23 protein-coding genes and 2 riboswitches are annotated in these 25734 nt (G+C 36.2%); of the genes, 20 read left to right on the forward strand and 3 right to left on the reverse strand.

Translation table 11 applies throughout. The annotated features are described in order from the left end of the window. Positions 1-170: 170 nt before the first annotated feature. Genes tsaE through tsaD form a run of 4 tightly spaced genes read left to right on the forward strand, consistent with a single transcriptional unit; the run spans position 171 to position 2790 of the window. Positions 171-644, forward strand: coding sequence for a tRNA (adenosine(37)-N6)-threonylcarbamoyltransferase complex ATPase subunit type 1 TsaE (gene tsaE, locus MKX31_RS28775; protein WP_000049636.1), 474 nt, complete (start codon positions 171-173; stop codon positions 642-644). Then, positions 625-1317 carry a tRNA (adenosine(37)-N6)-threonylcarbamoyltransferase complex dimerization subunit type 1 TsaB gene (tsaB, locus tag MKX31_RS28780; protein ID WP_064475179.1) on the forward strand — a complete coding sequence of 231 codons (693 nt, stop codon included), beginning with the start codon at positions 625-627 and terminating at the stop codon, positions 1315-1317. The genes tsaE and tsaB overlap by 20 nt, the downstream gene beginning before the upstream one ends. Positions 1318-1330: 13 nt before the next feature. Beyond that, the gene (rimI, locus tag MKX31_RS28785) at positions 1331-1774 is read left to right on the forward strand and encodes a ribosomal protein S18-alanine N-acetyltransferase (RefSeq protein WP_064475180.1); all 444 of its coding nucleotides are present in this window, start codon (positions 1331-1333) and stop codon (positions 1772-1774) included. After that, complete coding sequence (gene tsaD / locus MKX31_RS28790) at positions 1774-2790, forward strand: tRNA (adenosine(37)-N6)-threonylcarbamoyltransferase complex transferase subunit TsaD (protein ID WP_064475181.1); 1017 nt, start codon at positions 1774-1776, stop codon at positions 2788-2790. Before rimI ends, tsaD begins: the two co-directional genes overlap by 1 nt. Before the next feature lie 408 nt (positions 2791-3198). On the opposite strand, the gene MKX31_RS28795 is transcribed toward tsaD, so the two are convergent. After that, complete coding sequence (locus MKX31_RS28795) at positions 3199-5133, reverse strand: ABC-F family ATP-binding cassette domain-containing protein (protein ID WP_218779097.1); 1935 nt, start codon at positions 5131-5133, stop codon at positions 3199-3201. Between the two features lie 187 nt (positions 5134-5320). Between MKX31_RS28795 and MKX31_RS28800 the strand changes: the two genes are divergently transcribed. Then, positions 5321-5950, forward strand: coding sequence for a redox-sensing transcriptional repressor Rex (locus MKX31_RS28800; protein ID WP_000437704.1), 630 nt, complete (start codon positions 5321-5323; stop codon positions 5948-5950). A 29-nt stretch (positions 5951-5979) separates the two neighbouring features. Here the strand turns inward: MKX31_RS28800 and MKX31_RS28805 are convergent, their stop codons facing one another. Continuing rightward, the gene (locus MKX31_RS28805; protein ID WP_001246201.1) at positions 5980-6171 is read right to left on the reverse strand and encodes a YdiK family protein; all 192 of its coding nucleotides are present in this window, start codon (positions 6169-6171) and stop codon (positions 5980-5982) included. Then, positions 6168-6917 carry a CPBP family intramembrane glutamic endopeptidase gene (locus MKX31_RS28810; RefSeq protein ID WP_000745348.1) on the reverse strand — a complete coding sequence of 250 codons (750 nt, stop codon included), beginning with the start codon at positions 6915-6917 and terminating at the stop codon, positions 6168-6170. The genes MKX31_RS28805 and MKX31_RS28810 overlap by 4 nt, the downstream gene beginning before the upstream one ends. Positions 6918-7318: 401 nt before the next feature. On the opposite strand from MKX31_RS28810, the gene groES reads away from it, so the two are divergent. From groES to MKX31_RS28885, 15 genes are all read left to right on the forward strand, one after another. Then, on the forward strand, positions 7319-7603 hold the full coding sequence (gene groES / locus MKX31_RS28815; protein ID WP_000917306.1) for a co-chaperone GroES: 285 nt from the start codon (positions 7319-7321) through the stop codon (positions 7601-7603). Positions 7604-7641: 38 nt separating this feature from the next. Then, on the forward strand, positions 7642-9276 hold the full coding sequence (groL, locus tag MKX31_RS28820; RefSeq protein WP_001029984.1) for a chaperonin GroEL: 1635 nt from the start codon (positions 7642-7644) through the stop codon (positions 9274-9276). 139 nt (positions 9277-9415) lie between these two features. Further along, positions 9416-9517, forward strand: a riboswitch (purine riboswitch). Positions 9518-9682: 165 nt separating this feature from the next. After that, the gene (gene guaA, locus MKX31_RS28825; protein WP_132136588.1) at positions 9683-11221 is read left to right on the forward strand and encodes a glutamine-hydrolyzing GMP synthase; all 1539 of its coding nucleotides are present in this window, start codon (positions 9683-9685) and stop codon (positions 11219-11221) included. 217 nt (positions 11222-11438) lie between these two features. Next, entirely contained in the window at positions 11439-13529 is a 2091-nt protein-coding gene (locus MKX31_RS28830) for a site-specific DNA-methyltransferase (RefSeq protein ID WP_340981992.1), read from the forward strand. 1 nt (position 13530) lies between these two features. Further along, complete coding sequence (locus MKX31_RS28835) at positions 13531-16308, forward strand: DEAD/DEAH box helicase family protein (RefSeq protein ID WP_340981993.1); 2778 nt, start codon at positions 13531-13533, stop codon at positions 16306-16308. A gap of 1 nt (position 16309) precedes the next feature. After that, positions 16310-17005 carry a hypothetical protein gene (locus MKX31_RS28840; RefSeq protein ID WP_340981994.1) on the forward strand — a complete coding sequence of 232 codons (696 nt, stop codon included), beginning with the start codon at positions 16310-16312 and terminating at the stop codon, positions 17003-17005. A 238-nt stretch (positions 17006-17243) separates the two neighbouring features. Continuing rightward, a complete protein-coding gene (locus tag MKX31_RS28845) occupies positions 17244-17558 on the forward strand; it encodes a hypothetical protein (protein WP_340981995.1) in 315 nt (104 codons plus the stop codon). Then, on the forward strand, positions 17555-18628 hold the full coding sequence (locus MKX31_RS28850) for a cell division protein FtsK (RefSeq protein WP_340981996.1): 1074 nt from the start codon (positions 17555-17557) through the stop codon (positions 18626-18628). The genes MKX31_RS28845 and MKX31_RS28850 overlap by 4 nt, the downstream gene beginning before the upstream one ends. A gap of 3 nt (positions 18629-18631) precedes the next feature. Next, positions 18632-19222, forward strand: a complete 591-nt coding sequence (locus MKX31_RS28855) for a hypothetical protein (protein WP_340981997.1) — start codon at positions 18632-18634, stop codon at positions 19220-19222. A gap of 130 nt (positions 19223-19352) precedes the next feature. Then, positions 19353-19961 (forward strand): replication protein, encoded by a 609-nt coding sequence (locus tag MKX31_RS28860; RefSeq protein ID WP_340981998.1) that lies wholly within the window; start codon positions 19353-19355, stop codon positions 19959-19961. Next, positions 19961-20164: a DUF3173 family protein gene (locus tag MKX31_RS28865; RefSeq protein WP_340981999.1), complete on the forward strand. Its 204-nt coding sequence runs from the start codon at positions 19961-19963 to the stop codon at positions 20162-20164. Before MKX31_RS28860 ends, MKX31_RS28865 begins: the two co-directional genes overlap by 1 nt. Before the next feature lie 2 nt (positions 20165-20166). After that, on the forward strand, positions 20167-21399 hold the full coding sequence (locus tag MKX31_RS28870) for a tyrosine-type recombinase/integrase (protein WP_340982000.1): 1233 nt from the start codon (positions 20167-20169) through the stop codon (positions 21397-21399). A gap of 223 nt (positions 21400-21622) precedes the next feature. Next, positions 21623-21724: riboswitch (purine riboswitch) on the forward strand. 128 nt (positions 21725-21852) lie between these two features. Beyond that, positions 21853-23178, forward strand: a complete 1326-nt coding sequence (locus tag MKX31_RS28875) for an NCS2 family permease (RefSeq protein ID WP_000833102.1) — start codon at positions 21853-21855, stop codon at positions 23176-23178. 145 nt (positions 23179-23323) lie between these two features. Then, positions 23324-24025: a response regulator transcription factor gene (locus MKX31_RS28880; RefSeq protein WP_064475196.1), complete on the forward strand. Its 702-nt coding sequence runs from the start codon at positions 23324-23326 to the stop codon at positions 24023-24025. Next, entirely contained in the window at positions 24009-25514 is a 1506-nt protein-coding gene (locus MKX31_RS28885; protein ID WP_340982001.1) for a sensor histidine kinase, read from the forward strand. The genes MKX31_RS28880 and MKX31_RS28885 overlap by 17 nt, the downstream gene beginning before the upstream one ends. The last annotated feature ends 220 nt before the right edge of the window (positions 25515-25734 follow it).

The following is a 25734-nucleotide window of genomic DNA, read 5'->3' on the forward strand; positions in this document are numbered from 1 at the left end:
ATATAAAGAAAAGAACGAAACATGTTGTTTCGTATTTTTTTATTTGTTTTAACAAAAAACTAATAAAGACAGTCAAACTATCCTTAGGAAAACTCCTAAGGACTTTTTTATATATTCAAAACCTGTATAATAAAGAGCAGAGAACATTGTGAGTAAAGTAGGTGAAGTCTGTGAGTAAATATGAAATAACAACAAACTCTTCTGAGGAAACACAAAGATTATCAGAAAAACTAGGTGGACTTGTCGGTGCACAAGATGTAATTATTTTAGAAGGAGATCTAGGGGCTGGTAAGACAACTTTTACAAAAGGGCTAGCAAAAGGTCTTGGAGTGAAAAGAGTTGTAAATAGTCCTACCTTTAATATTATTAAAGAATATAAAGGGAGATTGCCGCTATATCATATGGACGTGTATCGCTTAGCGGAAAGTGAAGAGGACTTAGGTTTTGATGAGTATTTCTACGGTGAAGGAATTACCGTAGTAGAATGGGCTCATTTAATAGAAGCATTTTTACCAAATGAGAAGTTACAAATTAGTTTATTCCATGCTGGAGATGATACAAGGAAAATTGTACTCGAGCCAATTGGAGATCGATATATTAGATTATGTGAGGAGCTATTACAAGATGAAAGTACTAGCAATTGATACTTCAAATTACGTAATGGGTGTATCCCTTATTGAGGAAGGAAACGTAATTGGGGAAATCATTACAAACTTAACAAAAAACCATTCTGTACGTCTTATGCCAGCTGTAGAGAAATTGTTAAAAGAATGTGGTGTAAAACCGAAAGAATTAACTAAAATCGTTGTAGCTGCTGGACCTGGATCATATACAGGTGTTCGTATAGGTGTGACAGCTGCAAAAACATTAGCTTGGTCACTTCAAATACCAATTGTAGGTGTATCAAGTTTAGAAGTAGTGGCTGCAAACGGTGCTAATTTTGATGGATTAATCTGTCCTTTATTTGATGGAAGACGCGGACAAATTTATACTGGGTTATATACATATGAAGGAGAGCATTTAACTTCTATAGAAGAAGACCGAATCATCCTTATTGTAGACTGGTTGCAAATGTTAAAAGATAAAGGAAAGCCGGTTTTATTTATTGGTAACGATGTTAAATTGCACAAAGAAACAATAATAGAACATTTAGGCAATCAAGCTGTATTTGCTCCTTTTACTAAAAATAACCCAAGACCAAGTGAGTTGGCGTTCTTAGGATTACAAAAAGAGGAACAAGACGTACATTCATTTGTTCCTAGTTATCTTCGTTTAGCTGAAGCCGAAACAAAGTGGTTAGAAAGTCAAAACAAGTAGGAGCTTGCAGAAGATGGATATGGTATTTAGAAAGATGGAACTCGGTGATATCGCTCAAATTGTAGCTATTGAAGAAGCGTCTTTTTCAACTCCTTGGACTGCAGATGCCTTTCACCGTGAGTTAACGACGAATGAACATGCACATTATGTTGTGCTAGAAAAAGATGGTCGTGTAATTGGGTATTGTGGATTGTGGATAATTATTGATGAATCACATATAACAAATGTAGCTATTTTGCCAGAATACAGAGGTCAAAAGCTAGGGGATGCTTTATTGAAAGAAGTTATTTCCGAAGCGAAAGATTTAGGAGTAAAAACGATGACACTTGAAGTACGTGTATCAAATGAAGTAGCAAAACAGTTATACAGAAAATACGGATTTCAAAATGGTGGAATTCGTAAACGATACTATGCAGACAATCAGGAAGATGGTCTCGTAATGTGGGTGAATATATAATGGAAAAAAATACGATTATACTTGGTATTGAAACAAGTTGTGATGAAACAGCAGTAGCAGTTGTTAAAAATGGAACGGAAATTATTGCGAATGTCGTTGCATCACAAATTGAAAGTCATAAACGTTTTGGCGGAGTTGTACCAGAGATTGCATCTCGTCATCATGTAGAAGAAATTACAGTTGTGTTAGAAGAAGCTTTAAAAGAAGCAAATATCACATTTGATGATATTGATGCAATTGCTGTAACAGAAGGACCTGGTTTAGTAGGAGCGCTTTTAATAGGGGTAAATGCAGCGAAAGCAGTGGCTTTTGCACATGATATTCCTTTAGTGGGTGTTCATCATATCGCTGGGCACATTTATGCGAACCGTTTAGTGAAAGAAGTTCAATTCCCACTACTATCACTTGTTGTATCTGGTGGACATACGGAGCTTGTTTATATGAAAGAACATGGTTCATTCGAAGTGATTGGTGAAACAAGAGATGATGCAGCTGGAGAGGCATATGATAAAGTAGCTCGAACGTTATCCATGCCATATCCAGGTGGTCCTCATATTGATCGCCTTGCACATGAAGGGGAACCGACAATCGATTTGCCTCGTGCATGGCTAGAACCTGATTCGTATGATTTCAGTTTTAGTGGATTGAAATCAGCAGTTATCAACACTGTGCATAACGCAAAACAACGCGGGATAGAAATTGCACCGGAAGATTTAGCGGCAAGTTTCCAAGAAAGTGTAATAGATGTGCTTGTAACGAAAGCATCTCGTGCAGCAGAAGCATATAACGTAAAGCAACTTCTTCTTGCTGGTGGAGTAGCTGCGAATAAAGGACTTCGCGCACGTTTGGAAGCGGAATTTGCGACAAAAGAAAATATTGAGCTAATTATTCCTCCACTATCTTTATGTACCGATAATGCAGCGATGATTGCAGCCGCAGGTACAATTGCATATGAACAAGGAAAACGTGCTACATTAGCTTTAAATGCAAATCCAGGATTAGATATTGAAGCATAGTTATGCACAAAATTAACCACAGCTTGTGGATAAAACCCATATTATCTGTTGATAATATGGGTTTTATTGTGTATATAAAATGTTGATAACTTTTTTGGGTATTGTGGATAATGTGGAAAAGTTATTTTGGAGTTTATTTTATAAAGGTGGATATGTGTATAAACCTGTGGATAAAGTAGGTGAAGTCTGACCTTTGAATGTATTCTTTTTTTGGGAAATAAATCGCAAGAAGATATCTCTAAAAAACATTTTGAAATGTGCCCTTATTATAGGGGCGAGCCAACGTTGTCAAACTTTGTCGGTAAATCGGTACGTCTTGTCGAAGCGTTTATACCCCAGCTAGAAGATAAAAAGGATGTCGCATAGTCAAAAATCCCGACTTATGAGACATCCTTCTTATTCATACTCTTATAAATGTAATTCTTCCCATTCTGCCATACAAGCATCAAGTTGCTCTTGTAGTGTTTGCTTTTTCGTTGTAATTTCACTAGCCTTTTCATAATCTGCGTATATTTCTGGTAAGCAAAGTTGATCTTCTAACGTAGCAATTTCTTCTTCAAATTCTACAATATTTTGTTCTAGTTCCTCAATTTTTCGAGTGCGTTGACGTTCTAATTGTTTACGCTCTTTTTCTTCGAGATAATTTAATTTTTCTTGAGCTACAGTTTTTTGAACAGGTGCTTGGTTTTCTTGCTGCTCTTGTTGTTCAAATGCTGCGCGTTCAATCATTTCATTTTTCTTCTCCACATAGTAATCGTAATCGCCTAAATACTCTTGTGCACCTTCTGTTGACAACTCAACAACGGTCGTCGTTACACGATTAATAAAGTAGCGGTCATGTGAAACAAATAGAAGGGTGCCTGGATAATCAATTAAAGCATTCTCCAAAATTTCTTTACTATTTAAATCAAGATGGTTCGTAGGTTCATCGAGAATTAATAAATTCGATTTTTGCATCATAAGTTTTGCAAGAGCTAATCGAGCTTTTTGTCCACCACTAAGAGAAGATACTGGTTTTAGTACATCATCCCCTGTGAATAAGAAGTTACCTAATATCGTGCGAATTTCTTTTTCGGGCTGCAATGGATATTCATCCCATAACTCATTTAAAACTCGCTTAGAAGATGTTAAATTTGCTTGTTCTTGATCATAATAACCAACAGATACATTGGATCCGAAAGAAACATGACCATTTAATAGTGGTAACTTATTCACAAGTGATTTTAATAATGTGGATTTCCCAATTCCGTTTGGACCAACTAAAGCAACGCTATCCCCACGAGTTAAGCGCATAGTTACATGTTCAATAATCGGATCATCATCATAGCCGATAGTTGCATCCTTTACTTGTAAAACATCATTTCCACTTTGTTTTTCGATATCGAAGTGGAAGGATGCTGACTTAGAATCACCTAATGGTCTAGTCAATAATTCCATTCTATCTAATTGTTTACGACGGCTTTGCGCACGTTTTGTCGTAGATGCGCGAGCTATATTTTTTTGAACGAAATCCTCAAGCTTAGCGATTTCATCTTGTTGTTTTTCATAACGTTTCATGTCTTGCTCGTATAATGCTGATTTTAAGTCTAAATATTTACTGTAGTTACCAACAAATCGTCTGCTTTCTTTATTCGAAATTTCATATACTTGTGTAACGAGTTTATCTAAGAAATAACGGTCATGGGAAACGATTAGTATTGCGCCAGGATAGCCTTGTAAATATTGTTCAAGCCATGTTAATGTTTCGATGTCTAAATGGTTTGTAGGCTCGTCCAAAATAAGTAGGTCTGGTTTCGTTAATAATAATTTACCGAGAGCTAATCGTGTTTTTTGTCCACCACTTAATGTAGAAATCGTCGTCTGGTGCGTTTCAACTGGGAAGCCAAGACCACTTAAAATCGAGCGAATATCTGCTTCATATTGATATCCACCTTGATCTTTATAATCTAATTGCAATTGGTCATAATCAGCTAATAATCTTTCATATGTAGCCTCGTTTGAAAAGTTTTCTTCTTTTCCCATCTCTTGCTCTAGCCTTCGAAGTTTTGTCTCCATTTGCTGCAAGTGTGTAAAGACGGTTAACATTTCATCCCAAATTGTTAAAGACGTTTCTAACCCGGTATTTTGAGCTAAATATCCGATTGAGACATCTTTTGGTTTTATAATTTCGCCACCATCATGAGATAGCTCACCAGCTATTATTTTTAATAATGTAGATTTTCCGGCCCCATTTCGTCCGACTAATGCGATACGATCTTTCGTTTGAACTTCTAATTTTATGTTTGCAAGAATCGTTTCTGCACCGTATAATTTCGTAAGCGCGTTTACTTGTAATAAAATCAATGTTTTCACCTCAAATAATTTCTTAACTTTGCCATGTTTATATTTCTCAATCATACTAAAAATAGTGTATAGTTTAAAATAAAGAGAGAATACTTCTTCTCTTTATTATACAGGGAAATTCATGAGTGCTAAACTTCTGTATTTGATTCAAGTATATGAATAAAGATAGGAAGAGAGGAGAGGTTATATGGAGCAGCAAAAAATTCCACAGGCCACTGCCAAACGATTGCCTCTATACTATCGATTTATCCAAAACTTATCTCTTTCTGGTAAGCAACGTGTTTCATCAGCCGAATTGAGCGAAGCGGTAAAAGTTGATTCCGCAACGATTCGAAGAGATTTTTCGTATTTTGGAGCGTTAGGGAAAAAAGGTTATGGATATAACGTAAATTATTTATTATCATTTTTCCGTGAAACACTCGACCAAGATGATATAACACGTGTAGCACTTATTGGAGTAGGTAATTTAGGGACCGCTTTCTTACATTATAATTTCACGAAAAACAATAATACAAAAATTGAAATGGCGTTTGATGTTAGTGAAGAGAAAGTCGGGACAGAAATCGGGGGCATTCCTGTATATCATTTAGATGAATTAGAAGAACGTTTATCAACTGATATACAAGTGGCAATATTAACAGTACCCGCTACAGTAGCACAATCTGTAGCAGATAGATTGGCAGAAACGAACGTGCATGGTATTTTAAATTTCACACCAGCGCGCTTAAATGTGTCAGATAATATAAGAATTCACCATATTGATTTAGCGGTAGAGTTACAAACACTCGTTTACTTTTTAAAGAATTATCCACAATAAAACGCAGAGGAAGCGACCTCTGCGTTTTATTATTGTTTTTTCTTTGTGAATTTAACTAATATAAGGCGAAGTGCCAAATTAAAATCAATTGTTGCCATAACTGCAAATAGTATTGTCCACATATTCCAGATTGTATCTGTTACGTTCGTAATGGCGAAGCGTGTAAAGATACATCCTAGAAGGAAGTACAATGCAGCCATGAACAATGGTGAGTTCCTCATACTAAAAATCCTCCGATAAAGCCTTGCATTTTTTCAGCTTCTTTAATCATTTCTTGAATTTGTTCATTGCTCATTAAAACTTGAGCAACTGCAACTAATGTATTCATTGCAACATGAGCTGCGATAGGGACGATAATACGCTTCGTTTTTACATATAAAAAGGCGAATACGAGTCCCATAGAAGTGTATACCAATAAGTGAGTGAAATCAAAATGAATTGCTGCGAATACAAGAGAACTAATGATAGCAGCGATAAAGAAGTTAAACTTCTTATAAAGTGTACCAAATAAAATTTTTCTAAATACGATTTCTTCCAAAATAGGTCCTATTATAGAGATGACGATAAGGAACCAAGGTGTCGTTCTTGCGATATCCATAAGTCTTGCTGTATTTTCTGATCCAGGTTTAATTCCTAATACACGCATTTCTATCATACCGGCAATACTTTGTGAGAAAAATGCTAGGAAGAACCCGATAAAAATCCAACCAATCGTAGCTGGAACAGTAGAGCGCATTGTATCTAAACGTCTGTCACGAATATCTGTTCTAAGTAACCAAAGTACGATACATAATGCAATAAAGAAGCTAATGATTGCCCAGTGGCCAGTTATGAGTTGAAATTTCTCTTCTCTAGTAAATCCCCTGTTATCATAAAGTCCAGTTTTCAGCAGAAGTGGTAATCCAGCAATGGATGATAACTGCATTAAAATGTATGTAACGATAACCCACCAATATTGTTTTTTCAAATGGTTTAACCATCCTTTCTAACTCTAGTGTATGAGATAAGGTAGGATAACATGTAAGTATGCTACCTACGATATAAACTTCACTTAAATTATGTTTTTTTCGTAAATCCTTATTTGAAATTATAATAGAAGACAGGAGAAAGTTGTGTGTATAGCGAAAACAACTTAGGGTGTCCTTTCATATTGTAACATACGAGTAGTGGAAACAACGATTCATATGGTAAAGGTAGAAGAAGAGGGACTCTATATAGAAAAGTGTATAGCTTAATTTGCGAAAAAATTATGATTTTTTTACTTGCAAAAGAAATTGAGATTATTTATTATTATAAGTGTGTTAGCACTCGAGTGACTTGAGTGCTAATAAATAAAATTTACATAACAAAATGAGGAGGTTATTGTTCATGCTAAAGCCATTAGGTGATCGCGTTGTAATTGAGCTTGTTCAAGCAGAAGAAAAAACAGCAAGTGGTATTGTATTACCAGACACTGCAAAAGAAAAACCACAAGAGGGTAAAGTTATTGCAGTAGGTACTGGTCGAGTGCTTGAAAATGGTGAGCGTGTTGCTTTAGAGGTAGCTGCAGGTGATCTTATCATCTTCTCAAAATATGCAGGTACTGAAGTGAAATATGAAGGTACTGACTACTTGATTTTACGTGAAAGTGACATTTTAGCAGTTATCGGTTAATTATATAAATCTTAAAAAAATCAAGGGGGTCAATTATTATGGCAAAAGATATTAAATTTAGTGAAGAAGCACGTCGTTCGATGCTTCGCGGTGTCGACACTCTTGCAAACGCAGTAAAAGTAACGCTTGGACCAAAAGGTCGTAACGTTGTACTTGAGAAAAAATTCGGTTCACCACTTATTACAAATGACGGTGTAACAATTGCAAAAGAAATCGAATTAGAAGATGCATTCGAAAACATGGGTGCAAAATTAGTAGCAGAAGTTGCTAGCAAAACAAATGATGTAGCTGGTGACGGAACGACAACTGCAACTGTATTAGCACAAGCTATGATTCGTGAAGGTCTTAAAAACGTAACAGCTGGTGCGAACCCAATGGGTCTTCGTAAAGGTATCGAAAAAGCTGTTACTGCTGCAATCGCAGAATTAAAAGAGATTTCTAAACCAATCGAAGGTAAATCTTCTATCGCACAAGTAGCTGCTATTTCTGCGGCTGACGAAGAAGTTGGTCAATTAATCGCTGAAGCAATGGAGCGCGTTGGTAACGACGGCGTTATTACTTTAGAAGAATCTAAAGGATTTACAACAGAATTAGACGTAGTAGAAGGTATGCAATTTGATCGTGGATATGCATCTCCTTACATGATTACTGATTCTGACAAAATGGAAGCAGTTCTTGATAACCCATACATCTTAATTACTGATAAGAAGATTTCTAACATCCAAGAAATCTTACCAGTATTAGAGCAAGTGGTACAACAAGGTAAACCACTTCTTATCATCGCTGAAGACGTAGAAGGCGAAGCTTTAGCTACATTAGTAGTGAACAAACTTCGTGGTACATTCAATGTAGTAGCTGTTAAAGCTCCTGGATTTGGTGACCGTCGTAAAGCAATGCTAGAAGATATCGCAATCTTAACTGGTGGCGAAGTAATCACTGAAGAATTAGGTCGTGACTTAAAATCTGCTACAATTGAATCTTTAGGACGCGCTGGTAAAGTTGTTGTAACAAAAGAAAACACAACTGTAGTTGAAGGTATCGGAAATTCACAACAAATCGAAGCTCGCATTGGCCAAATCCGCGCGCAATTAGAAGAAACTACTTCTGAATTCGATCGTGAAAAATTACAAGAGCGTCTTGCAAAACTTGCAGGTGGCGTAGCAGTAATTAAAGTAGGTGCAGCAACTGAAACTGAGTTAAAAGAGCGCAAACTTCGTATTGAAGATGCACTTAACTCAACTCGCGCAGCAGTAGAAGAAGGTATCGTTGCAGGTGGTGGTACTTCACTTATGAACGTATACACGAAAGTAGCTTCTATCGTAGCTGAAGGCGACGAAGCAACAGGTATCAACATCGTACTTCGCGCACTAGAAGAGCCAGTTCGTCAAATCGCAATCAACGCTGGTCTAGAAGGATCTGTAGTTGTAGAGCGTCTAAAAGGCGAAAAAGTAGGCGTTGGTTTCAACGCAGCTACTGGCGAGTGGGTTAACATGCTTGAAACTGGTATCGTAGATCCAGCTAAAGTAACTCGCTCTGCACTTCAAAACGCAGCATCTGTTGCAGCTATGTTCTTAACGACTGAAGCTGTAGTAGCTGACAAGCCAGAACCAAATGCACCAGCAATGCCTGACATGGGCGGCATGGGCATGGGCGGTATGGGCGGAATGATGTAATTCCGTTTGCTCGAAAAACATCCATTTCTATATAGAAATGGATGTTTTTTTATGTTTTTTAGAAAAGGAAATTAATTTCTGTAGAATTTTGTCGCTTTCTCTCTTGACCATATCGATACTTCATTGTTAGAATCTAGGAAGATAATATAAAACAATCCTTCATATATCCTCGATGATATGGTTTGAGAGTCTCTACCGGGTTACCGTAAACAACCTGACTATGAAGGCAGTGCGTCTTATATTTATAAAGAGCGGAAGACTATCTTTCTTTATAAAGCCAGACCCCTGCCTTTTCTTTGTTATGAGACTAGAGGCGGAGGACTGGCTTTTTTTATTATATTAGTAATGCTTTTTGCCTAATTGGTAAAAATATTTATATACGAGAACTAACGTTGGGGTGATTATTTTGAAGAAGCAGCATGATACAATTATCGTTTTAGATTTTGGGAGTCAGTACAATCAGTTAATAGCACGTCGAATTCGTGAGTTCGGTGTATACAGTGAACTTCATCCACATACAATTACTGCAGAAGAAATTAAAGCAATGAATCCAAAAGGGATTATCTTCTCTGGTGGACCAAATAGTGTATACGGTGAAGGCGCATTACATTGTGATGAAAAAATCTTTGAACTAGGATTACCGATCTTCGGTATTTGTTACGGTATGCAGCTTATGACGCAACACTTCGGTGGGAAAGTAGAACGTGCAAACCACCGTGAGTACGGAAAAGCTGTTCTTAAAGTAGAGAACGAATCAAAATTATATACGAACCTTCCAGAAGAGCAAGTTGTATGGATGAGCCATGGCGACTTAGTAACTGGTTTACCTGAAGGATTCGTAGTAGATGCGACAAGTGAGTCTTGTCCGATTGCTGGTATGAGCAATGAAGAGCAAAACTTATACGGTGTACAATTCCACCCAGAAGTACGTCACTCTGAGCACGGTAACGATTTAATTAAAAACTTCGTATTCGGCGCATGTGGTTGTTCTGAAGGATGGAACATGGAGAACTTTATCGAAGTAGAATTAGAGAAAATCCGTGAAACTGTTGGAGACAAAAAAGTACTATGCGCACTTAGCGGCGGTGTAGACTCTTCTGTTGTAGCAGTATTAATTCATAAAGCAATCGGCGACCAATTAACATGTATTTTCGTTGACCACGGTTTACTTCGTAAAGGTGAAGCAGAAGGCGTTATGAAAACATTCAGCGAAGGCTTCCACATGAACGTTATTAAAGTGGATGCACAAGAACGCTTCATGAACAAGTTAAAAGGTGTAGAAGATCCAGAGCAAAAACGTAAAATAATCGGTAATGAATTCATTTACGTATTTGATGATGAAGCTTCTAAATTACAAGGTATGGACTTCCTAGCACAAGGTACACTTTATACAGATATCGTTGAGAGTGGTACAGCAACTGCACAAACAATTAAATCTCACCATAACGTTGGTGGTCTTCCAGAAGACATGCAGTTCAAATTAATCGAGCCTTTAAACACGTTATTTAAAGATGAAGTACGTGTATTAGGATCAGAATTAGGAATTCCTGATGAAATCGTATGGCGTCAACCATTCCCAGGCCCTGGTCTTGGTATTCGTGTATTAGGTGAAATCACAGAAGAGAAATTAGAAATCGTTCGTGAATCTGATGCGATTTTACGTGAAGAAATTATTAAAGCAGGCTTAGACCGCGAAGTTTGGCAATACTTCACTGCGCTTCCTGGTATGCGTAGTGTAGGTGTTATGGGTGACGAGCGTACTTACGATTACACAGTAGGTATCCGCGCAGTAACTTCTATCGATGGTATGACAGCTGACTGGGCACGTATCCCTTGGGACGTATTAGAGAAAATCTCTGTACGTATCGTAAACGAAGTAAAACACGTTAACCGTATCGTGTATGATATAACAAGTAAGCCACCAGCAACTATTGAGTGGGAATAGTCAAGCGACACTTTAAACACTGAAAAAAGTTGATTTTACGCCGTTTAGGTAAAACTCATATGACTTTCTGAGACCAAAATTCTTTTGAATTGTCTCCAAGATTGTCGCCAAAAACTCTCACCGAATGATTGTCGGTGGGAGTTTTTATTTATGTTTTATTTATGAGAAATTTTGTTCAATGTTATAATTAGAAAAAAGCATAGAAGGGATGAACAAGATGGGAAATATTGAACCGAAAATTTTTGATGAACTAAAAATAGCATTATCTTCTTTTGGTGGAAAGTATTTTGTTGGAGCGGAATTAAACCGCTCAAAACTCACGGATGACTTACGGAATTATGATGAAGCACTGTTTAGCAAGTTATTTAATGTGGAATTTATCAAACAACATTTTATCAAGGAAGTTGCAGGGCAAAAGCTATTTCAAATTGAACAACTTGAGGAAGCCATTCTCTATAATGGTTATTGGGATACAAGCTATACCAAGTATGAAAATCGAGTTGGATTGGCATCCAAAGGGAAATTCCTAAAAGATAGCGAAGATGTAGTCCTAGACTTTCCTTTCAAAGATGGTGTTCTCACAGCTTCCATGACAAAGGAAGACAAAGAAGATGGCTATGATGATGCCTTCTTAAATGAGGTTATTGAGAAAGATGAAATTGACCGTTTATTAGATAAGAAAGTATTTGTAAATGTAAAACGTTTTGGCGACAATAGTACTGCACAGCAGGATAATGAAATTGTTTCTTTCCGTAAGGAGAAAGACAATCTGATTATCAAAGGAAATAATCTGTTAGCTTTACATACTCTTAAAGAAAAATTTTTTGGACAAGTAAAACTTATCTATATCGATCCGCCTTATAACACAGGTTCAGATTCATTTGCTTATAATGATAAATTCAATCATTCTGCATGGTTGACCTTTATGAAAAATCGCTTGGAAATTGCTAAAGAGTTACTTTCAGACGATGGTTATATTTTTGTGCAAACTGATGATTCGGAACAAGCATATTTAAAAGTTTTAATGGATTCCGTATTTGGACGAGAACAATACATTAATACTGTAGCTGTATTGTTTAAAAATATTGCTGGCGCACATAGTATTGATGAAAAGCGATTGAGTAAAAATATAGAGTTTTTAACAATATACTCTAAAAATTGGGATTCTGTTAAACCTTTTAATGAAAGTTATTCTTATACACCAATTCATGAACTGGTTCAAACATACCGTGATGAAGGTCGTTCTTGGAAGTACACTTCAGTAATTATAGATCGTGGGAAAAAAAAATACATTGGCTCAACCGTCGATGGAAGTGATGATGAAATTAAAATATATATTCGTGAAGATTATAAGATAGTTTCTGTTAATTGGTTAATTCAAAATGAAGGGTTAACTGAAAAAGAGGTTTACGCAAAATATAGTGATGACATTTTCCAAACTCAAATGCCGATGAAGAGTTCTATACGTCCTAGAGTTATGGAAAAATACAACGAACTAATTAATGAACCAAATAAACTTATATCAATAGAATATACACCTAAGAGTGGACGGAATAAAGGAACTCTATATGAACAATTTTATTCAGGTGATAATTTTAGACTGTTTGCTTGGTTAAAAGATACCACTGAGGAAATAGATGGTGTTTTAATGAAAAAAGATCGTACTGGAACCCTTTGGAATTTTGTAAACGAAACAAAAAATGTTAGTAAAGAAGGTCAAGTAGAACTTCCAAATGGTAAAAAACCAGAAAGGTTACTTGGTAAAATAATAGAAATGACAACTAATGAAGGTGATATAGTTCTTGATTTCTTTATGGGTTCAGGTTCAACTCAAGCTACAGCAATGAAAATGAATAGAAGATTTATTGGAATGGAGCAAATTGATGATCAATGGAATAAGGTTGTGGAACGTCTTAAAAATGTGGTGAATGGAGACCCTTCTGGCATTTCCGCAGACGTTAACTGGCAAGGCGGAGGTTCATTTGTCTATGCTGAACTGTTCCCGAAAAATATGGGCTATCTTCAAGATGTTATCCACTCAAAGACAATTGAGGAGCTTGAATCAGTTTATGAACGTATGCTCCAAGGAACTGATACAGAAGAACCTGCTGATATTTCTTTCCGTGCTGATTTATCAAAGATTGATTGGGCTGAAGGATTCGATAACAATAAACGTCTATTAATCAAATTGCTCGATAAAAATGGGCTTTATTATAACTATTCGGAGATTGATGATAAGAATGTTCGTGATTTAATTTCCAATGAAGATTATGTCTTTAATAAAGCGTTCTATGAAGGTGGTGAGTAACATGGCAAGAGCAAAGAAAGCTCCTGCTAATGTTCGCAAATTCCCATTAACTGAGCAGGCGAAAAAAGCAGAGTATGATATATTGAGCCAACATCAAGGGTATGTAATTCCAGAGTATATCAATCAAAATTTGTCCCATACATTGCGTGATTATCAAGATGAAGCAATGCGAAACTACCACTATACACAAACTCAGATTAAGCCAAGCCCGCAACACGTTCTATTTAACATGGCGACTGGTTCAGGAAAAACGGATTTGATGGCGGGTCTAATTCTTTACCTTTATCAGGAACATAAATATCAAAATTTCTTGTTTACAGTTAATACAAATTCGGTACTTATGAAAACGAAGGATAATTTGATAAATGAAAATAGTGAGAAATATCTGTTTCAAAAGAAAATTGAGATTGATGGACAACGCATCCAGATTCGCCAAGTTGAGCGTTTTCCCCTTGTTCGCCAAGATAATACTATTTATATCAAACTTGCATCCGTTCAAAAGGTATCAGATGATTTGTTTGTATTAAAAGAGAACACCATGGGGATATCTGATTATGAAAATCATCCTGTGGTTGTTTTAGCTGATGAAGCTCACCACTATTCAGCAAGTACAAAGTCAGAGAAAGAAGCCGAGAACACATGGGAATTTGCTATCAACAAGATTCTAATGGCTAGGGATGATAAAGAACAAAAGAATCTCTTGTTAGAGTTCACGGCGACAGTGGAATTCGAGAAGGAAGCAATTTACAACAAATATCGTGATAAAGTCGTTTATCGTTATCCACTAAACCAATTCATGTTTAAAGGCTATTCAAAGCAGGTTAAGCGTATTGAAACATCCGCAAGTGACGAAGATAAAATGCTAAATGTGATATTACTTTCCCAATATCGAAAATATCGTGCCTATGCAGAGGGTGTCACGGGATCCTTTAAGCCCGTGATAATGTTCAAATCGCCAAAAATTGATATCTCACTTGAAGCCACAAAGGTATTTAATGAACTCATAGCCAACCTAAATGTGAATGATTTAGTGTCATTCATCAAACGTCAGCAACTATTGGATAGTAATGAAAGTTCTGCGCTTGAAGTAGCTTATAACTACTACCTGCAAAAAGAAGATGATTTAGCAAAGATTGTTCGCGAGATAAAACAAGATTTTGACCCACGAAATGTTTTGAATGCCAATGATACCAGTGGAAATATGCTTGAAAAAGGACAGTATGAAGCTTTAAACACCTTAGAAAGTCCTAATAATCTATATAGAGTAGTCTTTGCTGTGGCAAAACTGACAGAGGGATGGGATGTACTCAATCTGTATGATATTGTTCGTATCGAAAAAGAAGCAGGTACTAATAAGAACGCTACTATGGTAGAAGCTCAATTAATTGGACGTGGGGCAAGATATTATCCATTTGAAATTAATGGAAATAAGAGTTATAAGCGTAGATTTGATAATGATACATCAAACAAACAACTGTTATTGGAAACTCTGCACTACCATACCATGAATGAACCGCAATATTTGAAACAACTTGTGAGTTCATTGAAACAAATGGATTTACCAACGGGTCAAGATAAGAAAAATCCACCTATCGAAATCAAACTGAAATCTGCTTTTAAGAAAACAGAAACTTATAAGACAGGGAAAATTTATTATAATGAGTCTGAAGACGTTTCAGATGAGTGGTTTGATTCTATTGAAAAATATGGAATAATTCATAAAACAGATATTTCAAGAAGTTTAAACTATGGAAGACGTGAAGTTTCATATAATTCTAGTGTTGAGGGAGTAGAGACAAAAACAATCGGGATAGAGAAATTTGATGTCCGTTACGTTAAGAAAGCTATTCAACGATTAGAGTTTTATAAGTTTGAGAATTTGAAGAATTATCTTCCTCTACTCAACTCTATGAATGATTTCATCTATGGAGAAAAGTGGCTTAATGCTAGAAAAATGAAGCTATTTTTGACTGTCCCAATTGAATATCAGTCGACTGATATTTCTCCAGAGGAGATATTGAAAGTAACAATCGACCTCTTGAAAGAATATGAAGTGAAATTTAAGTCTGGTTATTTCAAACAACGGGGAACAAATAAATTTGTGGGATATCCATTAAGTGAGTATTTGACAAACTATAAAAAACGAAAACCTGAATATGACACGGTTAATCTTTTAAATAATCCATTACAAAAAGTTGACGTTTATGAGATTGATGATGATTTTTATGTATATGAACGTGCAATTGTTAATAGATTGGAATATGAGCTTATTGAACGTATTAAAGCTCATGTTAACAAACTTAAAGAAAAGTATAACAAAGCAGTCTATCTGTTCCGAATGGACGAGAATATGCACCGAGAGTCCGTAAAGACTGAAAAACTAAAGCTCCATCAGTATGGTTCACGGATCAATCGTGCAGGAGAAAAAGTGGATATGCATTTGCAAGGATTCCAACCAGATTTTATTTTGTTTTTACAAGATAGCGAATTTTACTTCCAAATCTTTATTGAACCAAAAGGTATGAGTGGTGATAGGTTTGTGAATGAGTTATGGAAACAAGATCTCTTACTTTATATGACCGATAATCAAGCTGAAATGGAGTTTGAAGATGACGAGAAAAATGTTCGAATTAGTGGATTAAAGTTCTATACTAAGGGCGATGGTCAAAAGACTATGGCACAACTAGCTGAAATAACTGATGTACAGGAGTTTACTGACTCTGCTGCCGTTGAAGAAACATTTGTGTTAACGTCCGAACATCTTGTTAAGGGTGATTAATATGGTGGGAAAAAGTAAAGACAGACCGTATGAAAAATCTTGTGAAATGATATATAAATTAGCTTCAGAACGAATAAGTGAAAAGTATTTAGCTTGGGAAAAGAAAAATCCTGAATACAATAATCAAACCGGTTTTTATCCTAATGATAGTAAGCTTATTGGAAAAGTCATGGCATGTAAGAGAACAGTTAATAATAAGTACTTATTGACCCCTGCAATTCAAGAAGCAATTATGGAAAATTTAGATTTTACCGATGTTAATGAATTGTATTGGGGAAATGATGTTGACTTATACTTCGAAGAATTATTCACGACTTTACTCTTGGAAGCACAAACTTACAGAAACTATCAAAAACACTGGATGGGAACACCTCTTGCAACGGAAATAGACATAAGAAATTTCTACCGATCAAATCGTGATTTGATACTTGGCATTGTTCCATTTGATAATGCGGAGTATAAATCACTTAAAGACCGATTTATTGACTTTACCTTCAATAGAGTTGAATATTTTGAATTCGACAACGAGGATAGGGTTGGTGAATATATTGAGGATGAACCTGTATCACATAAAGATGGAGCCCAAACTCTGACATTTGTAGGATTACCAAAAAAGCTTGATATTTTTGTAGAAAAAGCTTTTTTGCCATTCGTGAGTGGATTGTGTTTATCAAATTTCCTTGAATCAAACATTTAACTCACACAGCTCCTAAAAATAGTAAATATATCATTTTGACTTCCACTAAGTGTGGGGGTCTTTTTTTTATGTTCTATTTTTAATACCCACACCTAAATTAAAGGAAGATGTAATAATTTCAATATCAAATGGCAGTAAACATTTGATGGTCTCATGTTGGAATTGGTTGCAAACAATTCTGACACACAGGGGTCTAGTTACTGATAGTCCACCACTCACTAAAGGAGGGTCTAAGCCCATGAAAATTAGAAATTCTGCTAACTCTTACAATGAAGCAATAGCTCAACAATATCTTTCAAATGAGAAACCAATCATAAACGTATCTTCTGAAATCGAGGTTCAATACAACTGGATTGATGGAAAACGTATGGATGAAATTACAGGTTATAAACTCTATTTCTCTCAAGATGGTGTAAATCCATTTGCAGTTAAATTCGTTAAGAAGCCTATACTCCCACCGTTTCTTTCAGAAGTCAAACTTGATAAGCTCGAAGCAATCGAGATTCGTTCAAATGTTTACTTCCGTTCAGAAGGAGTTCGAGTAGTTAAATGATGAAAAAAACAGAACTTGAAGGCTACTTGCTCCAAGCTCTGAATATGGCACTGCAGATCAACGGAGAGACCTCTTACACAAATTCATTTGATGTTCGAGTGGCGGATGAAGGATTTTTCTTCATCCCTCGTCTCCCTGCTAGCTATGTTGTTGATGACGAGCTATACCAGAAAATCTATCTTATCAGCAATGCGGTTTTATATCCAGACTATACACTGATAAAGCAGTCGGGGGCTTATTTTGTACCACTTGATACAAAGGACATTCATGTAAAGCGTGCTCTATTCTTTCCATGGAATAAAGGTATATCGAAACGTCTAATTATCCCAGATATTGAGCGTTTTGTTTCCGAATTGCCGCTGAATCAAATTCCAGTTATGGAAAACTTTAATATAAATTTGAATAAAGTTACGAGTATTGCTATCGCAGGAAATTCTGGTTCTGGGAAATCATATGCTCTCACTTATTTTCTTTATGTATTGAAAAAGAGCTCTACCTTGGTAATAGTAGATCCAAAATTTGATATGCCTAGTAGATGGGGGAGGGACAATGGAATTAAAGTAATTTTCCCGAGTGAAAATCGAAGCAAGTCAGATTTCGTTTCAGCAGTAAATAATGAGCTAAGTCAATGTCTTGAATTGATTCTCCAGAGGCAACAAGTACTATATAACAATCCTCAAGCTGACTTTGAGCACATGATAGTTGTGATAGACGAGGTTCTTGCTCTAAGTGAGGGCGTTGCAAAACCTATTAAAGAAGCATTTTTCAGCTTACTTTCACAAATATCATTACTGGGACGATCTTCAAAAGTTCATCTCCTACTTGTTTCGCAAAGATTTGACAATAATGCAATTCCAATCTCTTGCAGAGAACAAATTAATGTTTTGATTCAAGTCGGCAATATTAATAGTAAGACAACTCAGTTTTTGTTTCCGGACCTTGACATAGCAGGCATAGTTATTCCTCAAGGTATTGGGACGGGTTTGATACAAGTAATAGACTCGGAACATCCGTTTCAGATTGTGCCGCTTTTAACTCCGACATTTAACGACTCGAAAGGAATAACCTAACCGATGAAAAAAACATATTTTATACGAACGTTTCAAACTAATTATTTTTTGCTAGTTTGTTCGCTACTAATCTTAGTTGTGCGTATTCCAATAAAGATGATATCGGAGTTTTTGCAGACTGAAACGAATTCTTCATTTATTCAATACACACATTTTTTCTCTATGTGCTTAGAAGTTGTTTCCAAAACTCTTGATGGATTGAATGCAGTTTGCTTTCTCCTTTTGCTATTGCTAGTCCTTCCAGAATTAATCTGGAGAATAGCAAAGGATTCACCTGTGAATTGTGGGAAATCAATTTGGGTAACTTACCGCCTGCGGAGATTTTTAGCTAGACAAACCGAATACGAGGGTGAAAACGAACTCACAATAGAACAGCATAATAAGGCGATAAAAAAATCAATCCTTGATATTCGTAACGACAATATAGTATTCATGATAAAACTCCCAAACAATTTCCAAGCTCAGAAGTCAATCATGGAAGCGAAAGATATTATTCGTGAAGAAATCACAAGTCGCTTTCCTGATTGTGTATTCTCTAATTTTGAGCGTTACAAACATTGGCTGAAACTAGAAGGAACGAATTTCAAATTATAATAGCGGAGCTTTTGCTTGCCTTTAGGCAGAAGCAAGGAAGCTCCGCTTAATTAATCTAATCTATGGGTCATTCCACGGGGCTACTACGACCCCTGTGGAATCAATAATCAATAATCAAGGAAGGGCGCCTATGAATAAAAAGAAAGATAAACGAAGTAGTAAATGGGCTTTCTTATTATATAAGGAAAGCACCCCAGATAATTATTTAGAGATTTTAGAAGAAATGCATGTCCCATTTGTATTGAGCCCATGGCACGATAAGGACGTAAATATAGAAACAGGGGAGGTTAAGAAGGCTCATAAACATGGTGCTTTTTTCTTCGACTCACTCAAAAGTTATTCACAAGTTTCAGAAATGATAAGCAACAAATTAAATGGACCTGCTCACGTTGAGGTTGTGATGTCCCCTAAAGGCATGTATTCCTATTTCACACATGCAGAGAATCCAGACAAGACACCATATTCGCTTGAGGAAATAGAAAGCGGGTGTGGCTTTGATCTAGCAAAGTTCTTGATGGAACAAGAAGGTGGTTCGTTTTTGAACGAGGTCATAGACATTGTGGAAGAAAATGATTTTACTGAATTTGAGGAACTTGTATCATACGCAAGAAAAAATAATTCCATGCTTCTAACTTTAATTGTTGATAAAACTTATTTCTTCGCCAAGCTTTTAGATTCAAGAAGGTACAACTCAGATAAGCCAAAAAGCAATTCTAGATTAGAAAAGGGGGGACATTGATGAGCAAAATGTTAGTAGATAAGGAAGCGCTTATTAAGGCAGGGTTTCCGCCCTATACTGCTTCCTCCATTCTTCGACAAGCAAAGCATTTTATGGTACAACAAGGGTATGAGTTTTATGCGGGGAGACGTGTTTCAGTCGCTCCGTTACAGGCAGTAAAATCTGTTATCGGTGATGTAGAGTTGTCCGAAACGGAGGAATAATTTTGCCAAAAACTAGCTATCAAGATGTTTACCAAGATGACAAAGGGAATTTCTATTATGAAGTAAGCTTAGGTACGGACAAAATTACAGGTAAACGTATCAAGCGTAAAGGGCGCAAGTCGCAATCTGGAAAGAAATTTGAGTCAGCAAAAGAAGCCTATACGGAAGCTATTCGTGTAAAAAATGATTTTTTGCAAACTCAAGGTTATTCAGATTATGGCATGACTTTCGAACAATTCATGAACAATGTCTATATTCCACATTATAAGACGGAAGTGACGGAGGATACATTTGAGTCCAGAAATCCATCTATGAAAATTTTATTAAGGCGTTTTGGGAAGAAGCCATTACGGAAAATTACTTTACACGATATTCAATTTTTCAGAACGTGGCTTATGGATAAGAATGGGGCAGGGTATTCACAGTCTTATGCTTCGCTGGTGTTTGGAATGTTGAAGAAAATTCTTGAATTTGGGGTTACGCTCAATTACCTTGATAAGAATGTTGCTCAACAAGTGAAACCCATTTCTAAAGTGAAAACGGATGTTGCTTACTGGACGAAAGACGAATTTGAAAAAGTAATATCAAAGATTTATACCGAAGATTTTTATGAGCATTTGTGCTTTGTAATGTTGTGGGTCTACTATATGACAGGTGTTCGTGTTAACGAAGGAACTGCTTTATGGTGGAATGATGTTGATTTTGAGAAAAAACAGCTTCGTGTTCATCATATGCTAGTTTCTAAGAGTCGTAAGATTTACAATAGGAAAAATCATACGAAAACAGTTGATGGAAAACGGGTTCTTGCATTAGATGATGATACGATTGAAGTGTTGCGTGTATGGAAAGAACGACAAGCGCAATACGGAGATATGGATTTCATTTTCTCCTATGATGGTTTACCCATGATTAAATCAACTATTGCTCGAATTATTACTCGTTATGCGAAGCTTGCAGGTGTTACCGTAATACAGGCGAAAGGACTACGTCATTCTCATGTAAGCTTTCTTATCAATGAGTTAAATGCTTCAGTCTTGATTGTCTCAAAGCGTCTCGGGCACAGTTCACCAGAAATTACATTAAAACACTATGCTCATCTATGGCGTGGTATTGATGATGCTGTCGCCGAATTAATGGCAGGTATTATCAAAATTGAAACTGCAACGAGCAAACAATTTGCTTTTGTTGGTAATCAAGCGGTGAACAGATTGTCGCCAAAACTGTCTCCAAAGTAGTTGAATTATCTTAGAAATGTAGTAACAGTAGACATTAAAAACCCTACCCGCCCTATCGAGTGGGAATAATATTATAAAAAAAGATCCATCTATTGCTCATGCATAGATGGATCTTTTGTATTTTTACCCTTAATACGAACGAAATTATAAAAGTTTATAAAAATGTTCGTTTTTAAATTGACAAAACCACCTCCTCGAGTTAATATGAGTATGTAATTCAAACGAAAAGTGAATATTATGCCGTCGTATAATATCGGGGATATGGCCCGAAAGTTTCTACCTAGCTACCGTAAATGGCTTGACTACGAGGCGTTTAGATAAAGATGAGGGGAAACTTGTCTTTATTCATAGAACGCTTCCATGTATATGCAATGGAAGCCTTTTTTATTTTTAATAGATAAAAGAGGGCTAGGGAGATTACGGCGAGTAATCATATAACGGGGGAAACGTAAGATGAAACGCTATTTTCAGTTTGATGAACTCGGTACAAATTATAAAACAGAGTTCATAGCAGGTTTAACGACATTTTTATCTATGGCTTATGTATTATTTGTCAATCCTGCTACGCTGTCACTTGGAAATGTTAAAGGGTTACCAGCAGGTACAGGAATGGATCCAGGTGCAGTATTCGTTGCTACAGCATTAGCAGCAGCAATTGGTTCGTTAATTATGGGGATCTTCGCGAAGTATCCGATTGCTTTGGCGCCGGGTATGGGAATTAACGCGTTCTTTGCTTATACGGCAGTGTTAACGATGGGTATTCCGTGGCAAACAGCAATTGCTGGAACATTAATGTCAGGTATTATCTTTATTATTCTTACAGCTTCAGGTATTCGTGAAAAAATCATTAATGCAATTCCAACAGAGTTAAAGTTTGCAGTAGCGGCAGGTATCGGATTGTTCATTGCCTTCCTTGGATTCCAAAATGCCGGAATTATCGTGAAAAATGATGCTGTTCTTGTTGGGTTGGGGGATTTAACAAAGGGCACAACGTTACTAGCAATCTTCGGGGTTGTTACGACAATCATCTTCATGATTAAGAAAATAAATGGTGCAGTTTTCTACGGTATGATTCTTACAGCAATCTTAGGAGTAGCGACAGGATTAATTGATACTCCGAAAGCGGTAGTGGGAGCAATACCGAGTCTAGAACCAACGTTTGGTGTGGCGTTAACTCACTTCGGAGATATTTTCACTGTTCAAATGGTGATTGTTATTATAACGTTCTTCTTCATCGATTTCTTTGATACAGCAGGTACACTTGTAGCGGTTGCGAATCAAGCTGGATTAATGAAGAACAATAAATTACCACGTGCAGGAAAAGCATTATTTGCAGATGCGATTGCAACTGTAATCGGTGCAATCTTAGGTACATCAACAACAACGTCTTACATTGAATCTTCTGCTGGGGTAGCAGCGGGTGGACGTTCTGGATTTACAGCAGTTGTAACAGCAGGGTTCTTCTTACTGGCACTATTCTTCTCGCCATTATTAAGCGTTGTAACACCAGCTGTAACGGCACCAGCTTTAATTATTGTAGGGATCTTAATGGTTTCATCTTTAGGCGAAATTGATTGGAAGAAGTTCGAGATTGCAGTACCAGCATTCTTTACAATCATTTCAATGCCACTTACGTATAGTATTGCGACAGGGATTGCAATCGGGTTTATCTTCTATCCAATTACAATGGTAGTAAGTGGTCGTCGTAAAGAGATTCATCCAATTATGTATGTTATGGGAGTGTTATTCGTACTATATTTCATCTACGTTCGTAAATAAAAGGGGTTTTTTGAAAGGTCTAGACTTAAGGGGAGTCTAGACCTTTTTTGCGTCTTCAGAAAATCTTAAGGATTTCCGAGCGTTTTTCTTCAGAAGTTTTCCTATAATAGAAGTTAGGGATTAAAAAAGTGATGGGGGAGATATTGTGGCACACGAAACAATACTTGTCGTAGATGATGAAAAAGAAATTCGAAATTTAATTACAATCTATTTAAAGAATGAAGGATATAAAGTATTGCAAGCAGGAGATGGTGAAGAAGGATTACGCCTATTAGAAGAAAATGAAGTGCATCTAGTCGTATTGGATATTATGATGCCGAAAGTAGATGGTATTCATATGTGTATGAAAGTAAGAGAATCGAAAGAAATGCCGATTATTATGCTTTCGGCGAAAACGCAAGATATGGACAAGATTTTAGGATTAACTACAGGTGCAGATGATTACGTAACGAAACCATTTAATCCGTTAGAGTTAATCGCAAGAATTAAATCTCAGTTACGTCGTTATATGAAGATGAATGGTTTTGCTATTCAAAATGAGGACGAGTTAGAAATTGGAGAGATGAAAATAAACATTTCAACCCATAAAGTTATTGTGGATGGAGAAGAAGTGAAATTGACACCGAGGGAATTTTCAATTTTAGAATTACTAGCTCGTAACCCGGGTATGGTCTTTAGTGCGGAACAAATTTATGAAAAGGTTTGGAATGAAAGATCTTTCCAGTCGGATAACACGGTAATGGTTCATATTCGGAAAGTGCGTGAGAAGATTGAGGAGAATCCAAGGAAGCCTAGATATATAAAAACTGTATGGGGAGTGGGATATAAGATTGAAAAAGATATTTAATCCATTTACTTATATTAGGAAAACTAGAGAATTAATTGAAAAGCTAGTGAAGAGGGTGAAGCGGAGTGTACGCATTCAACTTATTACTGCGTTTACTGCTTGTGCGTTGTTAGGGATTTTGTCAGCAAAAGCAGCAGCACCTTTTTTTGAGAATGCGAATCGGCAGGCGACAATCGATTATCGGTCTGGTATGGAGCAAATTAATCAACAAGCCCAAAGTGTGGCAAATAGTTCGGTTCATGAAAATAAATTAGAAGCTATATCAAGTATGATTGAAATAGAGAATCAAAATTTAGAACAAAACTCTAGAGCTTTAAAAGTGTTGGTTACTGACGAGAGTGGAAAAGTTTTATATAAGACGAAGCAGGCGCAAGAAGAACAAATTGATTTGCATAATACAATTCGTAATGCATCATCGTTTGCGATTAATTATATGAATGGTAGAAAAGAATTTGAAAGTACAAGAAAAGAATTTATAGCTTTTGCACCTATTACAATAGAAGATAAGAATTTATACATGTTTGTTAGTGGCATTCCGGAAGGTGAAGTAATATATGATACGCAAGAAGGACCGTTTCCATTTTTCATAGGTGTACTTGTATTTATTTTCTCTTTCTTCTATATAACAAAGAGAAAGATGAAGCAAATTGAAGCGATGGCGCAAGGTGTAAAGGAAATAGAAAAAGGAAATTTAGCGTATCGTATTGAGAAAAAAGGTGAAGATGAGATTGCGTCTTTAACTGAGAATATTAATAATATGGCGGAAGAGCTTATGAATAATATAGAAAAGGAACGTAAATTAGAGAAGCAAAAGAATGAGCTTATTACGAATGTGTCACACGATTTACGTACACCACTGACTTCTATAATGGGTTACTTGCGATTACTTCGAGATTCTAAATATGAAAATAAAGAACAACATGATGAGTATACGAGAATTGCTTTTGCGAAGTCGGAGCAGTTAAAGAATTTAATAGAAGATTTATTTGAGTATACGAAGTTAACAAATGAGCAAGTTATATTAGAAAAACAAGAGGTTTGTATAAATGAGTTATTGGAGCAATTAATAGAAGAGTTAGTACCGCAAGCAGAAGAGCATGGACTTACGTTTGTTAAGAAGTTTCCTGAGGAACGTGCCTATGCAGCGGTTGATTCGGAAAAGATGGTTCGTGTGTTTGATAATTTATTAATGAACGCGATTAAGTATAGTAAAGATGATGGGGAGATAAAAGTTTCTCTTCAAAGGCAGCGCCGGGATATACAAATTGTAATTGCGAATCATAGTGAAGGGTTTACGAGAGAAGAGTTAGGGAGTTTGTTTGAACGATTTTATAAGAAGGATCAATCTAGAAGTAGAGTAACAGAAGGATCGGGACTTGGATTAGCGATTGCGAAAAGTATTGTTGAGTTGCAAGGTGGCAGTATTCGAGCGGAATATGAGGATGGTATTATTCAGTTTATCGTTTCGTTACCAATTATAGAAAAATAATAAATGAATAGAATGATATTTGATAAAAAGGCTTATTTTAAAAGAAATAAGCCTTTTTATATTTTTTAGAAAAATATGTTGACGATTAGAGTATAGAGGTGTAATATAGAACAAGTCGCCGATGCAATAACGCAGAACGCGGCAAACAAAATGAAAAACTTAGTTGACATTAATTAACGAAGATGTTAACATAAGGAAGTCGCAAATGAGCGACTAAGTG

The organism is Bacillus sp. FSL M8-0063, from assembly GCF_038005545.1.
Classification (GTDB): domain Bacteria; phylum Bacillota; class Bacilli; order Bacillales; family Bacillaceae_G; genus Bacillus_A; species Bacillus_A wiedmannii.

Coding starts and splice junctions, on each gene's coding strand:
- rimI (WP_064475180.1), top strand. CDS start 1,331: ATGGATATGGTATTTAGAAAGATGGAACTCGGTGATATCGCTCAAATT.
- tsaB (WP_064475179.1), top strand. CDS start 625: ATGAAAGTACTAGCAATTGATACTTCAAATTACGTAATGGGTGTATCC.
- MKX31_RS28860 (WP_340981998.1), top strand. CDS start 19,353: ATGAATAAAAAGAAAGATAAACGAAGTAGTAAATGGGCTTTCTTATTA.
- groL (WP_001029984.1), top strand. CDS start 7,642: ATGGCAAAAGATATTAAATTTAGTGAAGAAGCACGTCGTTCGATGCTT.
- MKX31_RS28840 (WP_340981994.1), top strand. CDS start 16,310: ATGGTGGGAAAAAGTAAAGACAGACCGTATGAAAAATCTTGTGAAATG.
- MKX31_RS28875 (WP_000833102.1), top strand. CDS start 21,853: ATGAAACGCTATTTTCAGTTTGATGAACTCGGTACAAATTATAAAACA.
- MKX31_RS28800 (WP_000437704.1), top strand. CDS start 5,321: ATGGAGCAGCAAAAAATTCCACAGGCCACTGCCAAACGATTGCCTCTA.
- MKX31_RS28835 (WP_340981993.1), top strand. CDS start 13,531: ATGGCAAGAGCAAAGAAAGCTCCTGCTAATGTTCGCAAATTCCCATTA.
- MKX31_RS28865 (WP_340981999.1), top strand. CDS start 19,961: ATGAGCAAAATGTTAGTAGATAAGGAAGCGCTTATTAAGGCAGGGTTT.
- MKX31_RS28845 (WP_340981995.1), top strand. CDS start 17,244: ATGAAAATTAGAAATTCTGCTAACTCTTACAATGAAGCAATAGCTCAA.
- MKX31_RS28805 (WP_001246201.1), bottom strand. CDS start 6,171: ATGAGGAACTCACCATTGTTCATGGCTGCATTGTACTTCCTTCTAGGA.
- tsaD (WP_064475181.1), top strand. CDS start 1,774: ATGGAAAAAAATACGATTATACTTGGTATTGAAACAAGTTGTGATGAA.
- groES (WP_000917306.1), top strand. CDS start 7,319: ATGCTAAAGCCATTAGGTGATCGCGTTGTAATTGAGCTTGTTCAAGCA.
- MKX31_RS28855 (WP_340981997.1), top strand. CDS start 18,632: ATGAAAAAAACATATTTTATACGAACGTTTCAAACTAATTATTTTTTG.
- MKX31_RS28830 (WP_340981992.1), top strand. CDS start 11,439: ATGGGAAATATTGAACCGAAAATTTTTGATGAACTAAAAATAGCATTA.
- MKX31_RS28850 (WP_340981996.1), top strand. CDS start 17,555: ATGATGAAAAAAACAGAACTTGAAGGCTACTTGCTCCAAGCTCTGAAT.